The organism is Paramagnetospirillum magnetotacticum MS-1, from assembly GCF_000829825.1.
In the GTDB taxonomy this organism is placed as follows: Bacteria; Pseudomonadota; Alphaproteobacteria; order Rhodospirillales; family Magnetospirillaceae; genus Phaeospirillum; species Phaeospirillum magnetotacticum.
This window is the reverse complement of the sequence record NZ_JXSL01000028.1, coordinates 34,505-51,516: the sequence shown is the minus strand read 5'-3', so window position 1 is coordinate 51,516 and position 17,012 is coordinate 34,505. Positions and strand designations below refer to the sequence as shown.

Below are 17,012 nucleotides of genomic sequence, written 5' to 3'. Positions count from 1 at the left end.
ATCACATGGGCGTGGTGTGGTCGTGGGCCTGGAACTGGTTGTGGTGGTCGTCGGTAACCTGATGCTGCACCGGAGCCTCGTCCTTGTGCTCCTGCGAATGATTATTCTGGCTGTTGCCGTGTTCGGCGTGCTGATCGGCCTTTTCGGTCCAGTCGGCATGCTCCGCCCCGGTATTGGCGCCGTGATCGCCATGTTCGGCCTGATCGGCCACATCGGTCCAGTTGTGGTGGGTATTCTCGGTCTCATGCCCGCCGCCGAAGTCGAACAGCATGGTGTGGGCCGAGTCGATGTCCGAGTCGTGGCTGCCCATGCCGTGGCCTTCGAAGCCGTGGCCCTGGTGGCCGCCGATATCGGTTCCGGTGGTGTCGAAGCTGTGGCTGGGGGCCTCCAGGGCCTCGTGAACGCCGATAGCCAGACTCTGTGACGCGGTGGGGACTTGGGCGCCATGGGCGTCCGTGGCGCTGACCGTCACGTTGAAGTCCGCCACGCTGCCATCGCCGGGAATGACGATCTTCAGGCTGGCGGCGTCGTGGGCCGACACGGAGAAGCTCCCGTCGGACCCGGCATGAAGGGTGCCGCTGTCGCTCACCAGGGTGCAACCGTCGGGGACGCCGCCCACATGGTAGGTGAGGTCCGCGCCGCCATGCTGGGCGCCATTGGCGGCGATGCTGAGATTGGCCTCGAGATGGCTGGGGGCGTGGTAGGCGCCGCCGTCATGATCCATGCCCGAGACATGGATGCCGCTATTGGCGCCTTGGGTGCTGGTTACGGTGAAGTCGTGGTGCACGGCGTCGTGCGAGGTCATGCCGTCAAGCTGGGCTTCGGTGATGGTGATGGAACCATCGCCACCCGCGGTCCAGACATGGCCGCCATCGCTGACAGTATCACCCGCATGCAGGCCAGTGACATGCACGCCGCCCAATTGCGATTCGTGGCCGCCCACGTCCAGATGGAAATTCTGGGTGTGAGTGGTGGTCGATGTCGTGTGGGACACGGCGCCAGCATTGCCGTCGTTGACCGTGTAGGTCACCGAACCGTTATGCAGGTCGGCCGAATGGTGCGACGAGTCCACCTGGACACCGCCCGACTTGGTTCCCGTTCCAGCATCGATGGAAGTGCCGTTCAGGGTGACGCTGTCCACGGTGATATTGGTGCCGTTGGCGCCCACGAAGCTGAGCTTGCCGCCGTCATGGACATCCAGTCCGGTGATGGTGGTGGTGCCCGCCCCGGCGTGGCCGACCACATGGCCGTCATAGACGATATCGAAGCCGTGCTTGTCGCCAGCCTGATCGGCGGTGGCATGAACCACCAATCTGCCGCTGTCATTGCCGAAGTCGCTGCCATTGCCGCCAGTGACCGAGGTCACGGTGGTGGTGTGGGCACTGTCACTGCCTATGGTGCTGCTCAGGGTCGCGGCCGGGTCGGCGGCAACATGCACATGGGCCGAGGTGGTCAGGGTGACCGACTCATTGCTTCCATGACTCTGATCGTGGTTGCCCTGAGCCGAGTGCTGGCTGGCGGAGCCGCCGCCACCGGAATGGCTGTCACCGGACTGGGACTGGCTGGAGCCGCCGCCACCGGAATGGCTGTCACCGGACTGGGACTGGCTGGAGCCGCCGCCACCGGAATGGCTGTCACCGGACTGGGACTGGCCGGAGCCGCCGCCACCGGAATGGCTGTCATTGGATGGGGGCGTGACCGGAGGACCGGGCTCGACCGGGGGCGTGTTGTCCTCGGTGGGCGTGGGCTCGACCGGGGGCGTGTTGTCCTCGGTGGGAGTGGGCTCGACCGGGGGCGTGTTGTCCTCGGTGGGAGTGGGATCCGCCGGAGGCGTGGTGTCGACCACCGGGGTGGGATCGGCCGGAGGCGTGGTGTCGACCACCGGAGTGGGATCGGCCGGAGGCGTGGTGTCGACCACCGGGGTGGGATCCGCCGGAGGCGTGGTGTCGACCACCGGGGTGGGATCCGCCGGAGGCGTGGTGTCGACCACCGGAGTGGGATCGGCCGGAGGCGTGGTGTCGACCACCGGAGTGGGATCGGCCGGAGGCGTTGTATCGACCACCGGAGTGGGATCGGCCGGAGGCGTGGTGTCGACCACCGGAGTGGGATCCGCCGGAGGCGTGGTGTCGACCACCGGGGTGGGATCGGCCGGAGGCGTGGTGTCGACCACCGGGGTGGGGTCGGCCGGAGGCGTGGTGTCGACCACCGGAGTGGGGTCGGCCGGAGGCGTGGTGTCGACCACCGGAGTGGGATCGGCCGGAGGCGTGGTATCGACCACCGGAGTGGGGTCGGCCGGAGGCGTGGTATCGACCACCGGAGTGGGATCGGCCGGAGGCGTGGTGTCGACCACCGGAGTGGGGTCGGCCGGAGGCGTGGTGTCGACCACCGGAGCGGGGGCTTCCACATCGAACCTAGCCGTACCGGGAACCGTGCCGCCATTGCCGTCGCTGATGGTGTAATGCAGGTCAACTTCGCCATGGAAGTTGGCATCGGGCGTGAAGGTATAAGTGCCGTCGTGGTTGTCGGTGATGGTGCCGTTATTGGCGCTGAGCGCACTCACCGACAAGGTGTCGCCGTCAACGTCGCTGGCATGGGCCAGCAGATCCTCGGCCTTGATGATGACCGCGTTGTTTTCGGCACTATTGGCCAATCCCACGTCGCTGGTGGTGGGCGCGTCGTTGACCGATGTCACTTCGAAGCTGGCGGTGCCGGGAACCGTACCGCCATTGCCGTCACTGATTGTGTAATGCAGATCCACATCGCCATGGAAATCGGCATTGGGCGTAAAGGTATAGGTGCCGTCGTGGTTATCGGTGATGCTGCCGTTGGTGGCGCTGAGCGCGGTCACCGACAGAGTGTCGCCATCCACGTCGCCGGCATGGGCCAACAGGTCCGAGGCGCGAATAATCACCGAGTTGTCCTCGGTCCCGGCGGCCAGAGTCACGTCGCTGGTGGTGGGCGCGTCATTGACCGATGCCACATCGAAGGAGGCCGCACCGTGAACCGTGCCGCCATTACCGTCGCTGATGGTGTAGGACAGGTCCACTCCGCCATGGTAATTGGCGTCGGGCGTGAAGGAATAGGTGCCGTCGTGATTGTCGACCAGGGTGCCGTGATTGGCGGTGAGATTGGTGACGGTCAGTGAGTCGCCGTCCGCGTCACCCGCGTTCTTCAGCAGGTCGCTGGTGCGGATGATGATGACGTTGTCTTCGTTGCCGCCCGTCAGGCTCACATCCTGGGTGGTCGGGGCGTGATTGACTTTATCGTGGAGTTCGGGGGCCTTTTCGGCCGCGTGTTCGGCCGGAACGGCGGTTTGCTGCACGCTGGTGGCGGGCGTGAAGCCGGCGATGGGGGCATTGCCCACCTGCGGCGCTTCGACTCGATCCTGGGGCTTGAACTCCGTATCCGGCCTGGCGAGATCGGCGAATTCCTGGACGTTCAGCTGGCCGGGGTGATTGGCCTGGACCTGAACGAAGGCGGCGTCATCACTTACGGTGACCGGCGCGCTGTCCAGGGGAGGAGGCGCCACATTGGCATCCTTGGAAGCGTCGATGGCCACATCCAGGCCCGTTTTCGCGCCACCGGACAGGCCGCCCAGATTTTGCGCCTGGGGACTGCCCGAGGAGCCCTGCTGCACATTGGCCAGGTTGCCCAATTGGGTGTCGCTGATATCGGCGCTGCGCACCGTGTTCAGGCGGGCGTCGCCCAGGCTGTTGCCATCGACCCGTGAGAGAACCGTAAGATCGTCGAGATCCTGCTTCGCCTTATCGCCGTCGCTGTTCTCGTTCACTTGGTTGGGCTGATCATTATGGTCGGCCATCATTCCCTCACTCGGTCGGATTTGCTTTTCGGCCATGAAAAAACCCGGCCTCAAGGAGGTCCGGGTTTCTAACAATTAAATGATTATATAGCTTTCCGGATGGCGTCAACGGAATTTATGCCGGAACGCCTGGTCGGTCAGAACTTTGGTCAGTAGGCCCTGTCAATGCAGAAGTCGATAACGTCGATCATGGCCTGCTTCACCGCGCTGTCGGGGAAGATGCCCAGTGCGTCACGGGCGATTTCGCCATAATGGCGGGCGCGGGCGATGGTGGCGGCCAGACTGCCGTGCTTTTCCATCAGCTTGATGGCGCGCCCGATGTCGTTATCGGCCTGATCCAGTTCCTCGAGACAGCGGCGCCAGAAGGCCCGTTCCTCGTCATCGCCGCGGCGGAAGGCCAGAATAACGGGAAGGGTGATCTTGCCCTCGCGGAAATCGTCGCCCACCGTCTTGCCCAGCACGGCCTGCTTGGCGGAATAGTCCAGCACGTCGTCGATCAACTGGAAGGCGATGCCCAGATTGAGGCCGTAGGATTCCAGAGCCTCTTCCTCGACCTTGGGCCGGTCGGCCACCACGGCGCCGATGCGGCAGGCGGCGGCGAAGAGGGCGGCGGTCTTGGACCGGATGACCTCGAGATAGGAATCCTCGCTGGTCTCGGTGTCGTTGGCGGTGATCAGCTGCAGCACCTCGCCCTCGGCGATGACCGAGGAAGCGTGGGACAGAATGGCCAGCACCGAAAGCGATCCGTCCTCGACCATCAACTCGAACGAGCGGGAGAACAGGAAATCGCCCACCAGCACGCTGGGCTTGTTGCCGAACAGGGCATTGGCCGAGGCCTGGCCGCGCCGCAGTTCGGACTCGTCGACAACATCGTCGTGCAGCAAGGTGGCGGTGTGAATGAACTCGACGCAGGCGGCCAGCTTGATATGGCGCTCGCCCGTGTGTCCGGCCAGCTTGGCCGAAGCCAGGGTCAGGACGGGACGCAGCCGCTTGCCGCCTGCCGCGATGATGTGTCCGGCCAGTTGCGGGATCAGCTCGACGGGGCTGTGCATACGGTCGACGATGGCTCGGTTGACCTTCTCCAGGTCGTCCTTGACCAGAGCAACAAGGGCGTCGAAGCTCTTCGCCTTCTTGCTGCGTTCGTCCTCGAAATTGACCACGATCGCCACGATACCGAAACTCCTGCCTCGCGGGGCATGCCTACCCGCGCGACGAACATAGTGTTGCCTGGGAAAGCGGGTCAAGCTTACATCGCCGATTGCTAATCGCTTTCACCCTGATCAAGAGTTTTGGAACCCATGGAGACGCCGGAACCCCTGACCGAAGACCTCCTGCTGAACGGCCGGGTGCGGCTGTTGCAGCCCCGGTACGGCTATCGCGCCGCCATCGATCCGGTCTTTCTGGCCGCGGCGGTTCCTGCCCGTCCGGGTGAGCGTATCCTCGATCTCGGCTGCGGCGTGGGGGCTGCGGCGCTGTGTCTGCTGGCCCGCTGTCCGGACGTGGTGGTCGAAGGTCTCGAGATTCAGGGGCCTCTGGCGGGCCTGGCGCGGCGCAACGCCGTTCTCAATGAGGCCGAGAGGGGTTTTGCCGTCCATGCGGGTGATGCGGCCCGGCCTCCCGCCGGGCTGGGCGGCTTCCATCATGTCATGACCAATCCCCCGTTTTTCGAAAGCGGCAGCGGCACGCGCGCCGCCGATGCGTCGCGGGCCATGGCCCATGAGGAGGGGGGGCTGGATCTGGCCGGCTGGATCAAGGCGGCGGTGAAGCTGCTGCGGCCCAAGGGGCGGCTCATCCTCATCCACCGCGCCGAACGCCTGGGCGACATTCTGGCGGGATTGCGGGGGCGGGGCGTGGGTGATGTGGCCGTCCTGCCCCTGTGGCCCAAGAACGGTCGGGGGGCGGGACGGGTGATCGTTTCGGCGCGCAAATCGGTGCGGTCGCCCCTGCGGCTGCTGCCCGGCCTTGTCCTCCATGATGACGCCGGGGCTTTCACCCCTGAGGCCCAGGCCGTTTTGCGCGGCGCGGCTCCCCTGGTGGGCGAAGAAGGATAGATTCGATGTTCTTGAAAATCCTGCTGACCGTCGCGGTGGTGGCCTTCATCTGGTTCGGATTCAAGTTTCTGGGCCGTTCGGCGGAACTGCGCCGCCGCGAAGAGGGGCGGCCAGTCCCATCGTCTTCCAAGGAGGACACAGCCGGGGCCGAAACCATGGTGGAGTGCCGGGTCTGCGGCACATGGCAACCCAGTCGTTCCGCCCGTTCCTGCGGGCGTGGCGACTGTCCGTATTGATCAGCCATTTCCCCACCAATAGACCCAGACGAACAGGAAGACCCAGACCACGTCCACGAAGTGCCAGTACCAGGCCGCCGCCTCGAAGCCCACATGCTTGTCCGGCGTGAAGTCGCCCTTCCGTACCCGGTTGAGGCAGACGCCCAGAAAGCAGACGCCGACGAAGACGTGGAAGCCGTGGAAGCCGGTGGCCATGTAGAACACCGATGGATAGATGCCGTCGGTGAAGGCGAACAGGGCCTGGCCGTATTCATGAATCTGCAAGGATAGGAACAGGATTCCCAAGGCGATGGTCAGCGCCAGCCACGCCTTGGTGGCGCCGCGGTGGTCATGGCGCAGGGCGTGGTGCGACTTGGTCAGCGTCACGCCTGAACTCATCAGGATCAGGGTGTTGATGAAGGGAATGTGCCAGGTGTCCAGGGTCTTGATCCCGGCGGGCGGCCATTGGCTTACCATGGGGGCCACGCCTAGGGCCGAGTAGAAATAGGCCCAGAAGAAGGCGGCGAAGAACATCACTTCCGAGGCGATGAACAGGCTCATCCCGAGGCGCAGTCCGTGACAGACCGCGAGCGTATGGGCCTGGCCCGAACGGGCTTCGCGGAAGATGTCGCGCCACCAGCCGAACATGGTGAGGCCCACCAGACCCAGGCCGATCAGCATCACCGTGGTATGGGCGTGATTGCGAAACCAGTCCACCGCGCCATAGACCAGGACCAGGGCCGAGATGGACCCCACCAGGGGCCAGGGGCTGGGATCGACCAGATGGAAGGGATGGGGCGCTGACGAAGCGCGGGGTGTCGCTTGGGCGTGGCTCATGACCGTCCTCTCTCGTCTTGGGCAGTTTTTGCATTGAAGAACGTATAGGACAGGGTGATGGTGGAGACTTCGTTGCTCAAGGGATCGGCGGCCATGGCCGGATCGATCACGAAGCTCACCGCCATGTCCACGCTTTGGCCCGGCTCCAGGGTCTGCTCGGTGAAGCAGAAGCACTGAATTTTGGACACGTATCTGCCGATCTTGTCCGGGGTGGCGTTATAGACCGCATTGCCGGTGATGGGCCGGTCCGACAGATTGGTGGCCGTGAAGACCGCCAGACTGTCCTCGCCCAGCCGCACCTTCATCTCGCGCGCCTGCGGGGTGAAGCGCCATTGCAGGCCCTTGGCCACCGAGGCGTCGAAGCGCACCGTCACCATCTTGCCCGTGGCCGAGGCGGAGTCCGCCGCCACCTGCCGTGGCGGGCCGCCGATGCCGGTGGCCTGGCAGAAGGCCTTGTAGAGCGGCACGCTGCCGATCACCAGCCCGACCATGGCCAGCACGATACCGACCAGTCCGGCCAGGGTCAGGGCGGAACGGCGTTGGCTGGTCATATCCCTTACTCCGCCGGAGTGGCGATATGGGGAAGTTCGTCGAAGCTGTGAAGCGGCGGCGGCGAACTGACCGTCCATTCCAAGGTGGTGGCGCCCGATCCCCAGGGATTGGCTTCCACCGCCTTGCCCGCAGAGAAGGTGCGCCACACCACCACCAGGAAGAACACGGTTCCGGCAAAGGCGATATAGGCGCCGATGGACGACACCATATTCCACCCGGCGAAGGCGTCGGGATAATCGGGAACGCGGCGCGGCATGCCCTGGGCGCCCAGGAAATGCTGCGGGAAGAAGGCGATGTTGACGCCCACGAAGGTCAGCCAGAAATGAATCTTGCCCAGGGTCTCGGGGTACTGGTGGCCGCTCATCTTGCCGATCCAGTAATAGAAACCGGCGAAGATGGCGAAGACCGCGCCCAGGCTCAGCACATAGTGGAAATGGGCGACCACGTAATAGGTGTCGTGCAGCGCCACATCCACCGGATTATTGGCCAGAACCACGCCGGTGACGCCGCCCATGGTGAACAGGAAGACGAAGCCCACCGCCCACATCATGGGAACGCGGAAGGTGATGGAGCCCCCCCACATGGTGGCGATCCAGCTGAACACCTTGATGCCGGTGGGCACGGCGATGACCAGGGTGGCGGCGGTGAAATAGGCGCGGGTATCCACGGCCAGGCCGGTGGTGAACATATGGTGCGCCCAGACCACGAAACCGACGAAGCCGATGGCCACCATGGCATAGGCCATGCCCAGATAGCCGAAGACCGGCTTTTTGGAGAAGGTGGCGATGATGTGGCTGATGATGCCGAAGGCGGGCAAAATCATGATGTAGACTTCGGGGTGGCCGAAGAACCAGAACAGATGCTGGTAGAGCAGGGGATCTCCGCCCCCGGCGGGCGCGAAGAAGGTCGTTCCGAAATTGCGGTCGGTGAGCAGCATGGTCAGCGCGCCAGCCAGAACCGGAATGGACAAGAGCAGCAGAAAGGCGGTGACCAGCATGGCCCAGACGAATAGCGGCATGCGGTGCATGGTCATGCCGGGGGCGCGCATATTGAGGATGGTGCAGATGAAGTTGATGGCGCCCAGAACCGAACTGATGCCCGCCAGATGCAGGCCCAGGATGGCGAAGTCCACCGAAGCGTCGGGGTGATAGGCAGTGGACAGGGGCGGGTACAATGTCCAGCCCGTGCCCGCTCCGGCACCCTCATACATGGACAGCAGCATCATGATGAAGGCGGGGGGCAACAGCCAGAAGCTGATATTGTTCAACCGGGGAAAGGCCATGTCGGGCGCGCCGATCATCAGCGGCACAAACCAGTTGCCAAAGCCGCCGATCAGGGCGGGCATCACCGTGAAGAACACCATGGTCAGCGCATGGGCGGTGACGAACACATTGTACATGTGCCAGTCGCCGTTGAAGATAGTGCCGTTGGGATGGGCCAACTGCATGCGGATGACCATGGACATGGCGCCACCCAGCAACCCGGCGATGACCGAGAAGATCAGGTAGAGCGTGCCGATATCCTTGTGATTGGTGGAGTATAGCCAGCGCCTCCAGCCATGGGGCTGGGCGTGGCCGTGATCCTGGTCATGGGTGATCGCGGTGCTCATGGACGGTTCCCCCCGGCAGTTTCGGCAAGGGCCACGGTTGTCTCGGGACGGGTGCCGTCCAGATGGGCGAAGGTCTTCTTGGCCTGGGCGACCCAGGCCAGGAACTCTTCCTTAGGGACCGCCTTGACGTGAACCGGCATGAAGCCGTGATTGACGCCGCACAATTGAGAACACTGGCCGTAATAGGTGCCGGGCTCCTTGACCTGGACCCAGGTCTCGTTGAGGCGTCCGGGCACCGCGTCGGTCTTGATGCCGAAGGCGGGCACCGACCAGGAATGGATGACGTCGTCGGCGGTCATCTGCAGGCGGATGGGCACGCCGGCCGGGACCACCAGGGTGTTGTCGGCGGTCAGGAGGCGCGGCTGGCCGGGCTTCAAGTCCTCGGCCTGCACCATGTTGCTGTCAAACTTGAAGTCGTGGTCGGGATATTCGTAGGTCCAGTACCACTGGTGGCCGACGATCTTCAGGGTCATCTCGGCGTCCTGGACCCGGTCCATGAAATAGAGCAGGCGGAAGGACGGTATGGCGATCAGAAGCAGGATCACCGCTGGAATGGCCGTCCAGACAACCTCCAGCGGCGTGTTGTGCGACCATGTGGCGGGCTTTGGATTGCGGTCGGCCCGGAAACGGGTGCAGGCGTAAAGCAGCAGCCCCGACACCAGCAGGGTGATCGCGACGATCACGACGTTGATGAAGCTTGCCAGCGAGGTGATGCGCTCCATGGTGGGCGATGCCCCCGGCTGGAACGAGAATGCCCAGGGCTGCGGTTCTCCGGCCATGGCCACCGGCGCCATGCCAATGACCGCAACCACCGCGGATAGGGCCAGATTGGACCTGTTCATGTGGATGTCCCTCCCCGCACCGGCCATCCGCAAAAAATCCCACTCGCGGATGAATCGATGCGTCTGAAAGTCATTCTTATTAGTGGGGTTGCTGTCATGCCATTCCAAGACCCCAGGGCAAAAAAGCTGGAAATCGTGCAAATGTTTTGCCTTTGGACTTGCATGGGGGCGGTGAGTTACTACATTCGCGATATCTGATAAAAGAGGATGTTCGGTATGCTGTCCCGCCTGTTCGGTCTCTCCTCCGCTCCCGCCAGCGATAAGGTCCATGTGGTTGCTCCCTCGCAGATCCGCCTGTGGTTGGCGGCGGATTCCATCGTCCTGCTGGATGTGCGCGAGCCCGACGAACACGCGGCGGAGTCTATCGATGGCTCCATCAATATGCCGCTATCCAGCTTCGATCCGGCCCGCATGCCCGAGATTCCCGATGGCAAGCGGCTGGTGATCCATTGCCGCAGCGGCGTTCGCTGCGGTACCGCCACCGAGAAGCTGCTGGCCGCCGGTTGGCAGGGCGAGATCCATCGCATGCAAGGCGGCATCCTCGGCTGGAAGGCGTCGGGCGGCCCCACCGCACCGAGACGCTGACAGGCGACTGTCATCGGGCTACAATGCCGCTCCGATAAGGGGGGCACCTTGCGCAGTCCTGCCGCGTTCATGGCTTTGATGGTGGCCGTCACCGCATCCCCGGCCGAGGCCGATGCCGTGGCGCGGGTCGAGGCCGAGACGTGTGCCGCCTGTCACTCCTCCGAAATCCACACCACCATTCCCGCCCTGGGGGGGCGTCCGGCGCCCGAATTGCTGCGTCTGCTGCTGGCGTTCCGTGACGGTTCGCGGTCCGCCACCATGATGGACCGCATCACCCGAGGTTACAGCGCCGGGGAATTGGAGGCCATCGCGGGCGAGATCGCCGGGAGGGCCAAGCCATGACGGCATTGCTGTCGCGCCGCGCGATGCTGGGCGGTGGCGCCGCCTTGCTGGCTGCCCCGGCCCTGGCGACAGGAGCAAAACAGGCTTCGGTGGTGATCGTCGGCGGCGGTTTCGGCGGCGCCACGGCGGCCCGCGCACTACGCCGGGCCTTGCCGGATCTGCGCATCATCCTGATCGAACCCAACCCTCGGCATGTGACCTGCCCCGGTTCCAATGCGGTGATCGGCGGCTTCGAAAGCCTGTCGCGGCTGGAACATGGATACGATCAACTCCGTTCGCGGTTCGGAGTCGAGGTGGTGCATGACACCGTCTCGGCCATCGAGGCGGAGCGGCGGCGGGTGCGCCTTGCGGGGGGGGCCGAGATCGGCTACGACCGGCTGATCGTTTCCCCCGGCATCGATCTGCGCTGGAACGAAATCGAGGGCTATGACCAGGGGGCGGCCGAGCGCATGCCCCATGCCTGGAAGGCGGGGCCGCAGACCGCCTTGCTGCGCCGCCGTCTGGAGGCGGTGGAGGATGGACAGGTGGTGGTCATCGCCGCCCCTGGCAATCCCTATCGCTGTCCCCCCGGCCCTTACGAGCGGGCCGGTCTGATGGCCTGGCACCTGTCTAGGACTCGCAATGGCTGCAAGATTCTGATCCTCGACGCCAAGGATTCCTTTTCGAAACAGGCCCTGTTCCAGGAGGGCTGGAAGGCCCTTTACGGCGATATGATCGAATGGGTGTCAGGCGCCAATAATGGGCGGGTGGTGCGGGTCAACGCCGCCGAGGGCTGGGTGGAGACGGATTTCGACCGCTTCACTCCGGCTCTGGCCAATATTATCCCGCCTCAAAGCGCCGGACGGATCGCTGTAACGGCGGGCCTGGCCGATGCCAGCGGATTTTGTCCGGTGGACCCGGTGAGTTTCGAATCCCGGCTGATCCCTGGCATCCATGTGATCGGTGATGCCTGTATTGCGGGCGAGATGCCGAAATCCGCGTCCTCGGCCAACAACCAGGCCAAGATCGCCGCCGCCGCGGTGGCGGCCTCGGTTGCCGGGCAGGGGGCGGCAGCGGGCAAGACCATCAATGTCTGCTACAGCCTGCTGGCGCCCGATTACGCCATCTCGGTGGCCGGTGTCTATGAGGCTGCGGGAGGGCGCCGGGTCGCGGTGCCGGGGGCGGGCGGGGTCAGCCCCTTGAACGCCGACCGCCACATCCGCAAGGCCGAGGCCGAATACGCCACAGGCTGGTACGACGGAATTTGCGCCGATGCCTGGGGCGCCTGATACCATCCGTTAAGGATAGGACCGTTAGTGTGTCCGGGTAGTCGCTTCCCGAAAAGGAGTGAACGACCATGGGCCAGAAGGCTGCGCGCCGCGAGAAATTGGCGGCAATCCGGGACCGGGTTTGGGCGATCATCGCCGCACCCGAGGTCCACTCCCTGATGTCGCGGGAGAGGGCTCTCGATTCCCTCGGTTATCTGTGGGAAATCGAAAAGGACGGCGGCAGCGCCCTTCTGGTCCTGTGATTTGAACCGGCCCGCTCCCTACTCGGGGGCGGGCCATTTCATCGCAACGCCCTCATGCGGCAGGCGGACGCTGCACGCGCAGGCGTGCATTCCAATGTTTGCCGGCGAAGCCGGCAGGCGTCCTTGCCTCCATCGCCATAAGGCGCGCGGTCCCTTGGGCCTAGCCAACCCGTAATGAGATTCAATCGACGCGGATTGGTGTCAGCGCGGGCCGCAGCGCCGCGCCAGGCGGGCGCGGGTCTCGGCCTCGTCGGCGCAATCGCGGCAATGCTTGGCATAGGGATTGGCTTGCAGCCGCTCGGGCTCGATCGTGTCGTTGCAAGCGCGGCAGATACCCGTGGAAAGCACCGATTCCGTCCGCTCCAAGACCGCTTGGATGGCGGCGGCGTTCAGCATGTCGGTGCGCTCGGCCGCGAGATCGATATCATCCATTCCCCAAACTCCATAAGAGTTGCCCAACCCGTCATATGGTGGCAGGAGGTTCGGAATGAATCAATATCTATGATGGATTGTTATTCCGGCTGTTTGGGAATCCAGGTGAGGACGGCGCCGCCGTCCTCCTGATTGCACAAATCGGACAATTTGGCGGCCGAGACGCGGAGCGGCATGGTGCCGTTGATGGACAGCAATCCCTTGCGCACCAGCTTCCAGCCGACCGAGACACAGACGCTGGGCGGGACATTGTCGGCGACCAGGGCCAGGACGGCGCCATTGCGTTCGGTGCGGATGGTGCCGCCGAAGACATGGGGGAAGGTGCCGCCACCGGCACGGGCGGCGGCCAGCATCTGGTCCGCGAAGGTTTCGGGCGTCGGGGCCGCGCCGTTTTCTCCCATATGGGGACGCATCAGCAGGGCGGCGGCTCCCAGAGCGGCGACCACCAGGACGATGCCGGTCATGGCCAGCAGTCTCGTCTTGCCGCCTCCAGAGGCGTTGCCCTCAGCGGGGGCATGCACGAAGGCCTTGGAATGGGTTGCCGAAGAGATGGCCATGACGCTTCCCCATCTTTCCTGGGGTGATAATGAGAATCACATCATGACATTGATTGATTAAGGCAAGGTTGACGGCGGCGGGGGGCTGAAACGGACGAAGGCCCCAGGTTTCCCTGAGGCCTTCGATGGTGGGCGGTACAAGGATTGAACTTGTGACCCCTGCGATGTCAACACAGTGCTCTACCGCTGAGCTAACCGCCCTTATCCTCCGCCGTCCCGTTCGCTTGGGCCCGGCCGAGGGACGTTCTTTTAGCGTCGTTCTTCGGGCATTGCAAGCCCTTCTGAAATGCCTGCACAATAGAAAATGCTCAGGGCGGAAAGTCGCCGAATTCCTGGAGCAGGGTATGACACGGGCCGGGCGATTTGCTAAGAAGGACGGGCAGACCATGGAAGCCATGCCCGCCGAGATGATGAATGACGATGCCGCCGTGTTGAGGGTGGTCGAGCCGCCCCGGCTATTGGTGCCGCTCGTCTTCGCCTCGCCCCATTCCGGGCGGGACTATCCCGCCGAATTCGTGGCGGCGTCCCGCCTGGACGCCCGCATGCTGCGCCGGTCCGAGGACAGCTTCGTGGACGAGTTGTATGCGGGCGTGGTCGATCTGGGGGCGCCGCTGATCAGCGCCTTGTTCCCACGGGCCTATTGCGATCCCAACCGCGAACCCTATGAATTGGACCCCGCCATGTTTTCGGGCGATCTGCCCGATCATGCCAATACCCGCAGCCCACGGGTTCTGGCCGGGCTGGGGACCATTGCCCGCGTGGTGGCCAGCGGGGCTGAGATCTATGCCGGGCGGTTGCCGGTGGCCGAGGCGGAGCGCCGCATCGCCCGCTGCTACCGTCCCTATCATCGCCGCTTGAAGGATCTGGTGGAGATCGCGCGCCGGGCCTTCGGCTGGTCCTTGCTGGTGGATTGCCATTCCATGCCGTCGGTGGGCGGCCCCATGGACCGCGATTCCGGCCTGAGCCGCGTGGATGTGGTGCTGGGGGATTGCTTTTCGGCCGCCTGCTCGCCGGTCTTCACCCAGGTGGCCGAGGATACATTCTCGCATCTGGGCTATCGGGTGGTGCGCAATGCCCCCTATGCCGGGGGGTTCACCACCCGGCATTACGGTCAACCGCGCCAGGGCAGCCATGCCTTGCAGATCGAGATCAACCGGGGTTTGTACATGGACGAGGCCCAGCACTGCCACGGTCCCGACTTCGCCAAGGTCCAGGCCGACATCTCGCGGGTGGCGTCGGCCCTGGCGGCAGCCGCCCAGGAGTTCGGGCGCAAATGAGCCGTTCGGGTACTCCACTGTCCGTCCAGATCCGCGACGCCACCGATGACGACATGGCGGCGGTGCAGGCCATCTATTCCTTTTATGTCACGCGCTCGGCCGCATCCTTCGAGGAAGATGTGCCCTCCGTCGAGGAAATGAAGGCCCGCCGCGCCGCCGTCGAGGCGCGCGGTTTGCCGTTCCTGGTGGCGGTGGAGGAGGGCGAGGTGTTGGGCTACACCTATGCCGGGCCGTTCCGCCAGCGCTCGGCCTATCGTTATACGGTGGAGGACTCCATCTATGTGGCGCCCTTCGTGGTGCGCCGGGGCATCGGCCGGGTCCTGCTGGCGGCGCTTATCGAGCGCTGCACCGAATCGGGATACCGCCAGATGATCGCGGTGATCGGCGATTCCGCCAATCAGGGCTCCATCGCCGTACACCGGGCGCTGGGCTTTGGCCAGGAAGGGGTGCTGCGCGGCGTGGGGCTGAAGTTCGGTCGTTGGGTGGATGTGGTGATCATGCACCGCACCTTGGGGGGAGATGACCGGCCGCTACCTGACGGCGCCAAAGCGCCGCCCCTGTTTTCGGCGTCGGACCCGGAAATTCCCTGATCTCCTCCGAGGGAGGGAGAAAAAAAGCCGCTGGGTTGCCCCAGCGGCTTGAGTTTAGGGAGGAAACGTCCAAGAAAGCAGTAAAGGGGTCCGGAGACTGGCCTTTGCTGCAGTGCAATATATATCGGGGGATTTTCTGCGGCGCAAGATAAAAATCCGTCGGGAAACCGCGGAAAACCGCCAAACAGGCCCATTTCCCCCATTGGTGGATGCAACACAGGTATGACCACTTTGATCCGGCAAAGTTGGAATTCCTGGCATGGGCTGTGCAAGAATGCGCCTGGGTCTGGGACCCCTAGGAGAGTGAGATGACGGTTCGGCGCATGGCATGGATAGTGGGAGCGGGGGCTGTTCTGGCCCTGGCCGCGCTGCCCGCCCGCGCCGTTCCCACCATTGCCAATGAAGGGCTGTGCGCCGCCGAGACTGCGGCGCAGGAGCGGCTTTACGGCATTCCCGCCGCTCTTCTCCACGCCATTTCCATCGTCGAATCCGGGCGCTATGACTCGTCGCACAAGGCAGTTATTGCCTGGCCTTGGACGGTGATGGCCGAGGGGCAGGGGCGATATTTGCCCAGTAAGGCCGAGGCCATCGCCGAGGTGAAGCGTCTCAAGGCCCGTGGCGTTCAGAATATCGATGTGGGCTGCATGCAGGTCAATCTGCGTCATCATCCCACCGCCTTCGCCAATCTGGAGGAGGCCTTCGATCCGGCGGCCAATGTGGGTTATGCCGCCCGCTTCCTCAAAGGCCTGTTCGGCGCCACCGGCCATTGGCCCACGGCGGCGTCCTATTACCATTCCCAGACCCCGCATCTGGCGGCGGCCTATCGGGAAAGGCTGATGAAGGTGTGGAACGCTCCGCCCGGCAGCACCGGCACTCAGGTGGCTTCGGCGCGGGTCAAGCCGGTTCCCTCGGCCCCGCCGTTGCAGCAGGTTCCCGGCAATGCCAAGGCGGAGGAAATTCGCAAGGCATGGCGCGAAAGCACCCTGGCGGCGCGCACCGAGACCGCCCGCATCGCCGAGGCCTATCGTCAGGCCAGGGTCACCGAATACCAGATGCGCCGTGTCAGGTTCCAGGAAGCCCGCAACGCGCTCTCGACCACCAGCCGTCACTGACGGCTAGGTCGGTTCCGAAGGCTCGGCCGCTTTGGGTGCGCTCTTGGCGCGTCCGCGCATGGCGCCAAATACTCCAAAGCCGATCATGAAGACGATGAATCCGCCCAGCACGAACCATTTGCTGTCGCCCAGCCATTCCTCCAGCTTGCGGCCCATGAAGAAGCCGCCCCAGGCGAAGGAATGAGCCCAGATGGCCGCCGCGATGAAGTTCAGCACCAGATATTTGACGCGCGGCACGCCCGCGATGCCGACGATGAAGGGCGCCACGTTGCGCACCCCATAGATCCAGCGGAACGACAAGATGAAGACGGCCGGGCTGCGGTTGACCGTCTCGAAGGCCCAGTCGATGCGTCCCGACAGACTGGGCCAGCGCTTGAGCAGCGGCGTCCCGTAGCGGCGGCCGATATAGTAATAGAGCTGGTCGCCGAAAAAGCTTCCGGTCAGCGCCGCCAGGGCCAGCATTTCCACATGGATGCGAAAACGGCCTTCCGAGGCCAGGACGCCCGTCACGATCACCACCGTCTCGCCTTCGACGAAGGTCCAGGCGGTAATGAACGGATAGAGCAGGTATCCGTATTGCGTCAGGACGTGGACGACCAGCTCTTCCAAGGCAAACCCATAGATCTAAAGGCTAAGGACCGGTCGCCAAAATCCGGCAATATGGGTCGGGGGTCAACGGCG

Annotated in this window: 18 protein-coding genes and 1 tRNA gene; 9 read left to right on the top strand and 10 right to left on the bottom strand. The window is 64.2% G+C overall.

The annotated features are described in order from the left end of the window. Position 1 precedes the first annotated feature (1 nt). Positions 2 to 3,823 carry a cadherin-like domain-containing protein gene (locus CCC_RS11810; protein WP_041041563.1) on the bottom strand — a complete coding sequence of 1,274 codons (3,822 nt, stop codon included), beginning with the start codon at positions 3,821 to 3,823 and terminating at the stop codon, positions 2 to 4. Positions 3,824 to 3,969: 146 nt separating this feature from the next. Continuing rightward, the gene (locus CCC_RS11805) at positions 3,970 to 4,989 is read right to left on the bottom strand and encodes a polyprenyl synthetase family protein (RefSeq protein WP_009868690.1); all 1,020 of its coding nucleotides are present in this window, start codon (positions 4,987 to 4,989) and stop codon (positions 3,970 to 3,972) included. A 129-nt stretch (positions 4,990 to 5,118) separates the two neighbouring features. On the opposite strand from CCC_RS11805, the gene CCC_RS11800 reads away from it, so the two are divergent. Beyond that, the gene (locus CCC_RS11800) at positions 5,119 to 5,871 is read left to right on the top strand and encodes a tRNA1(Val) (adenine(37)-N6)-methyltransferase (protein ID WP_009868691.1); all 753 of its coding nucleotides are present in this window, start codon (positions 5,119 to 5,121) and stop codon (positions 5,869 to 5,871) included. A gap of 5 nt (positions 5,872 to 5,876) precedes the next feature. After that, positions 5,877 to 6,107: a hypothetical protein gene (locus tag CCC_RS11795; protein ID WP_009868692.1), complete on the top strand. Its 231-nt coding sequence runs from the start codon at positions 5,877 to 5,879 to the stop codon at positions 6,105 to 6,107. Here CCC_RS11795 and CCC_RS11790 read toward each other — a convergent pair whose 3' ends face one another. The 4 genes from CCC_RS11790 to coxB are packed head-to-tail and all read right to left on the bottom strand — an operon-like array spanning position 6,108 to position 9,926. After that, a complete protein-coding gene (locus CCC_RS11790; RefSeq protein ID WP_009868693.1) occupies positions 6,108 to 6,923 on the bottom strand; it encodes a cytochrome c oxidase subunit 3 in 816 nt (271 codons plus the stop codon). It lies immediately after the preceding gene. Continuing rightward, entirely contained in the window at positions 6,920 to 7,474 is a 555-nt protein-coding gene (locus tag CCC_RS11785; protein ID WP_009868694.1) for a cytochrome c oxidase assembly protein, read from the bottom strand. Before CCC_RS11785 ends, CCC_RS11790 begins: the two co-directional genes overlap by 4 nt. Before the next feature lie 5 nt (positions 7,475 to 7,479). Next, complete coding sequence (gene ctaD / locus CCC_RS11780; RefSeq protein ID WP_009868695.1) at positions 7,480 to 9,084, bottom strand: cytochrome c oxidase subunit I; 1,605 nt, start codon at positions 9,082 to 9,084, stop codon at positions 7,480 to 7,482. Further along, the gene (gene coxB, locus CCC_RS11775) at positions 9,081 to 9,926 is read right to left on the bottom strand and encodes a cytochrome c oxidase subunit II (RefSeq protein ID WP_009868696.1); all 846 of its coding nucleotides are present in this window, start codon (positions 9,924 to 9,926) and stop codon (positions 9,081 to 9,083) included. The genes ctaD and coxB overlap by 4 nt, the downstream gene beginning before the upstream one ends. Positions 9,927 to 10,142: 216 nt before the next feature. On the opposite strand from coxB, the gene CCC_RS11770 reads away from it, so the two are divergent. From CCC_RS11770 to CCC_RS22565, 4 genes are all read left to right on the top strand, one after another. After that, positions 10,143 to 10,511: a rhodanese-like domain-containing protein gene (locus tag CCC_RS11770; protein ID WP_009868697.1), complete on the top strand. Its 369-nt coding sequence runs from the start codon at positions 10,143 to 10,145 to the stop codon at positions 10,509 to 10,511. Positions 10,512 to 10,559: 48 nt separating this feature from the next. After that, a complete protein-coding gene (locus CCC_RS11765; protein WP_082036596.1) occupies positions 10,560 to 10,853 on the top strand; it encodes a c-type cytochrome in 294 nt (97 codons plus the stop codon). Further along, entirely contained in the window at positions 10,850 to 12,121 is a 1,272-nt protein-coding gene (locus CCC_RS11760) for an NAD(P)/FAD-dependent oxidoreductase (protein ID WP_041041559.1), read from the top strand. Before CCC_RS11765 ends, CCC_RS11760 begins: the two co-directional genes overlap by 4 nt. A 68-nt stretch (positions 12,122 to 12,189) precedes the next feature. Next, a complete protein-coding gene (locus tag CCC_RS22565; RefSeq protein ID WP_009868700.1) occupies positions 12,190 to 12,363 on the top strand; it encodes a hypothetical protein in 174 nt (57 codons plus the stop codon). 201 nt (positions 12,364 to 12,564) lie between these two features. Here CCC_RS22565 and CCC_RS11755 read toward each other — a convergent pair whose 3' ends face one another. The 3 genes from CCC_RS11755 to CCC_RS11745 all read right to left on the bottom strand — a co-directional run bounded on the left by CCC_RS11755 (position 12,565) and on the right by CCC_RS11745 (position 13,553). After that, positions 12,565 to 12,795 (bottom strand): TraR/DksA C4-type zinc finger protein, encoded by a 231-nt coding sequence (locus CCC_RS11755; protein WP_009868701.1) that lies wholly within the window; start codon positions 12,793 to 12,795, stop codon positions 12,565 to 12,567. An 80-nt stretch (positions 12,796 to 12,875) separates the two neighbouring features. Beyond that, the gene (locus CCC_RS11750) at positions 12,876 to 13,352 is read right to left on the bottom strand and encodes a hypothetical protein (protein WP_009868702.1); all 477 of its coding nucleotides are present in this window, start codon (positions 13,350 to 13,352) and stop codon (positions 12,876 to 12,878) included. A gap of 126 nt (positions 13,353 to 13,478) precedes the next feature. Then, positions 13,479 to 13,553 (bottom strand) — tRNA-Val (locus CCC_RS11745). 185 nt (positions 13,554 to 13,738) lie between these two features. Between CCC_RS11745 and CCC_RS11740 the strand changes: the two genes are divergently transcribed. From CCC_RS11740 to CCC_RS11730, 3 genes are all read left to right on the top strand, one after another. Then, positions 13,739 to 14,629, top strand: coding sequence for an N-formylglutamate amidohydrolase (locus CCC_RS11740; RefSeq protein ID WP_041041557.1), 891 nt, complete (start codon positions 13,739 to 13,741; stop codon positions 14,627 to 14,629). Then, on the top strand, positions 14,626 to 15,219 hold the full coding sequence (locus CCC_RS11735; protein WP_009868704.1) for a GNAT family N-acetyltransferase: 594 nt from the start codon (positions 14,626 to 14,628) through the stop codon (positions 15,217 to 15,219). Before CCC_RS11740 ends, CCC_RS11735 begins: the two co-directional genes overlap by 4 nt. A 308-nt stretch (positions 15,220 to 15,527) precedes the next feature. Beyond that, positions 15,528 to 16,331, top strand: coding sequence for a transglycosylase SLT domain-containing protein (locus CCC_RS11730; RefSeq protein ID WP_052473165.1), 804 nt, complete (start codon positions 15,528 to 15,530; stop codon positions 16,329 to 16,331). A 3-nt stretch (positions 16,332 to 16,334) separates the two neighbouring features. Here the strand turns inward: CCC_RS11730 and CCC_RS11725 are convergent, their stop codons facing one another. Then, positions 16,335 to 16,940 carry a DedA family protein gene (locus tag CCC_RS11725; protein WP_041041555.1) on the bottom strand — a complete coding sequence of 202 codons (606 nt, stop codon included), beginning with the start codon at positions 16,938 to 16,940 and terminating at the stop codon, positions 16,335 to 16,337. Positions 16,941 to 17,012 lie beyond the last annotated feature (72 nt).

What these genes read in the sequence shown, in the direction of transcription:
- CCC_RS11735 (WP_009868704.1), top strand. Translation starts at nt 14,626, where the DNA reads ATGAGCCGTTCGGGTACTCCACTGTCCGTCCAGATCCGCGACGCCACC.
- CCC_RS11760 (WP_041041559.1), top strand. Translation starts at nt 10,850, where the DNA reads ATGACGGCATTGCTGTCGCGCCGCGCGATGCTGGGCGGTGGCGCCGCC.
- CCC_RS11790 (WP_009868693.1), bottom strand. Translation starts at nt 6,923, where the DNA reads ATGAGCCACGCCCAAGCGACACCCCGCGCTTCGTCAGCGCCCCATCCC.
- CCC_RS11730 (WP_052473165.1), top strand. Translation starts at nt 15,528, where the DNA reads ATGACGGTTCGGCGCATGGCATGGATAGTGGGAGCGGGGGCTGTTCTG.
- CCC_RS11750 (WP_009868702.1), bottom strand. Translation starts at nt 13,352, where the DNA reads ATGGCCATCTCTTCGGCAACCCATTCCAAGGCCTTCGTGCATGCCCCC.
- CCC_RS11770 (WP_009868697.1), top strand. Translation starts at nt 10,143, where the DNA reads ATGCTGTCCCGCCTGTTCGGTCTCTCCTCCGCTCCCGCCAGCGATAAG.
- coxB (WP_009868696.1), bottom strand. Translation starts at nt 9,926, where the DNA reads ATGAACAGGTCCAATCTGGCCCTATCCGCGGTGGTTGCGGTCATTGGC.
- CCC_RS11785 (WP_009868694.1), bottom strand. Translation starts at nt 7,474, where the DNA reads ATGACCAGCCAACGCCGTTCCGCCCTGACCCTGGCCGGACTGGTCGGT.
- CCC_RS11755 (WP_009868701.1), bottom strand. Translation starts at nt 12,795, where the DNA reads ATGGATGATATCGATCTCGCGGCCGAGCGCACCGACATGCTGAACGCC.
- ctaD (WP_009868695.1), bottom strand. Translation starts at nt 9,084, where the DNA reads ATGAGCACCGCGATCACCCATGACCAGGATCACGGCCACGCCCAGCCC.
- CCC_RS11740 (WP_041041557.1), top strand. Translation starts at nt 13,739, where the DNA reads ATGGAAGCCATGCCCGCCGAGATGATGAATGACGATGCCGCCGTGTTG.
- CCC_RS11810 (WP_041041563.1), bottom strand. Translation starts at nt 3,823, where the DNA reads ATGATGGCCGACCATAATGATCAGCCCAACCAAGTGAACGAGAACAGC.
- CCC_RS11800 (WP_009868691.1), top strand. Translation starts at nt 5,119, where the DNA reads ATGGAGACGCCGGAACCCCTGACCGAAGACCTCCTGCTGAACGGCCGG.
- CCC_RS11795 (WP_009868692.1), top strand. Translation starts at nt 5,877, where the DNA reads ATGTTCTTGAAAATCCTGCTGACCGTCGCGGTGGTGGCCTTCATCTGG.
- CCC_RS22565 (WP_009868700.1), top strand. Translation starts at nt 12,190, where the DNA reads ATGGGCCAGAAGGCTGCGCGCCGCGAGAAATTGGCGGCAATCCGGGAC.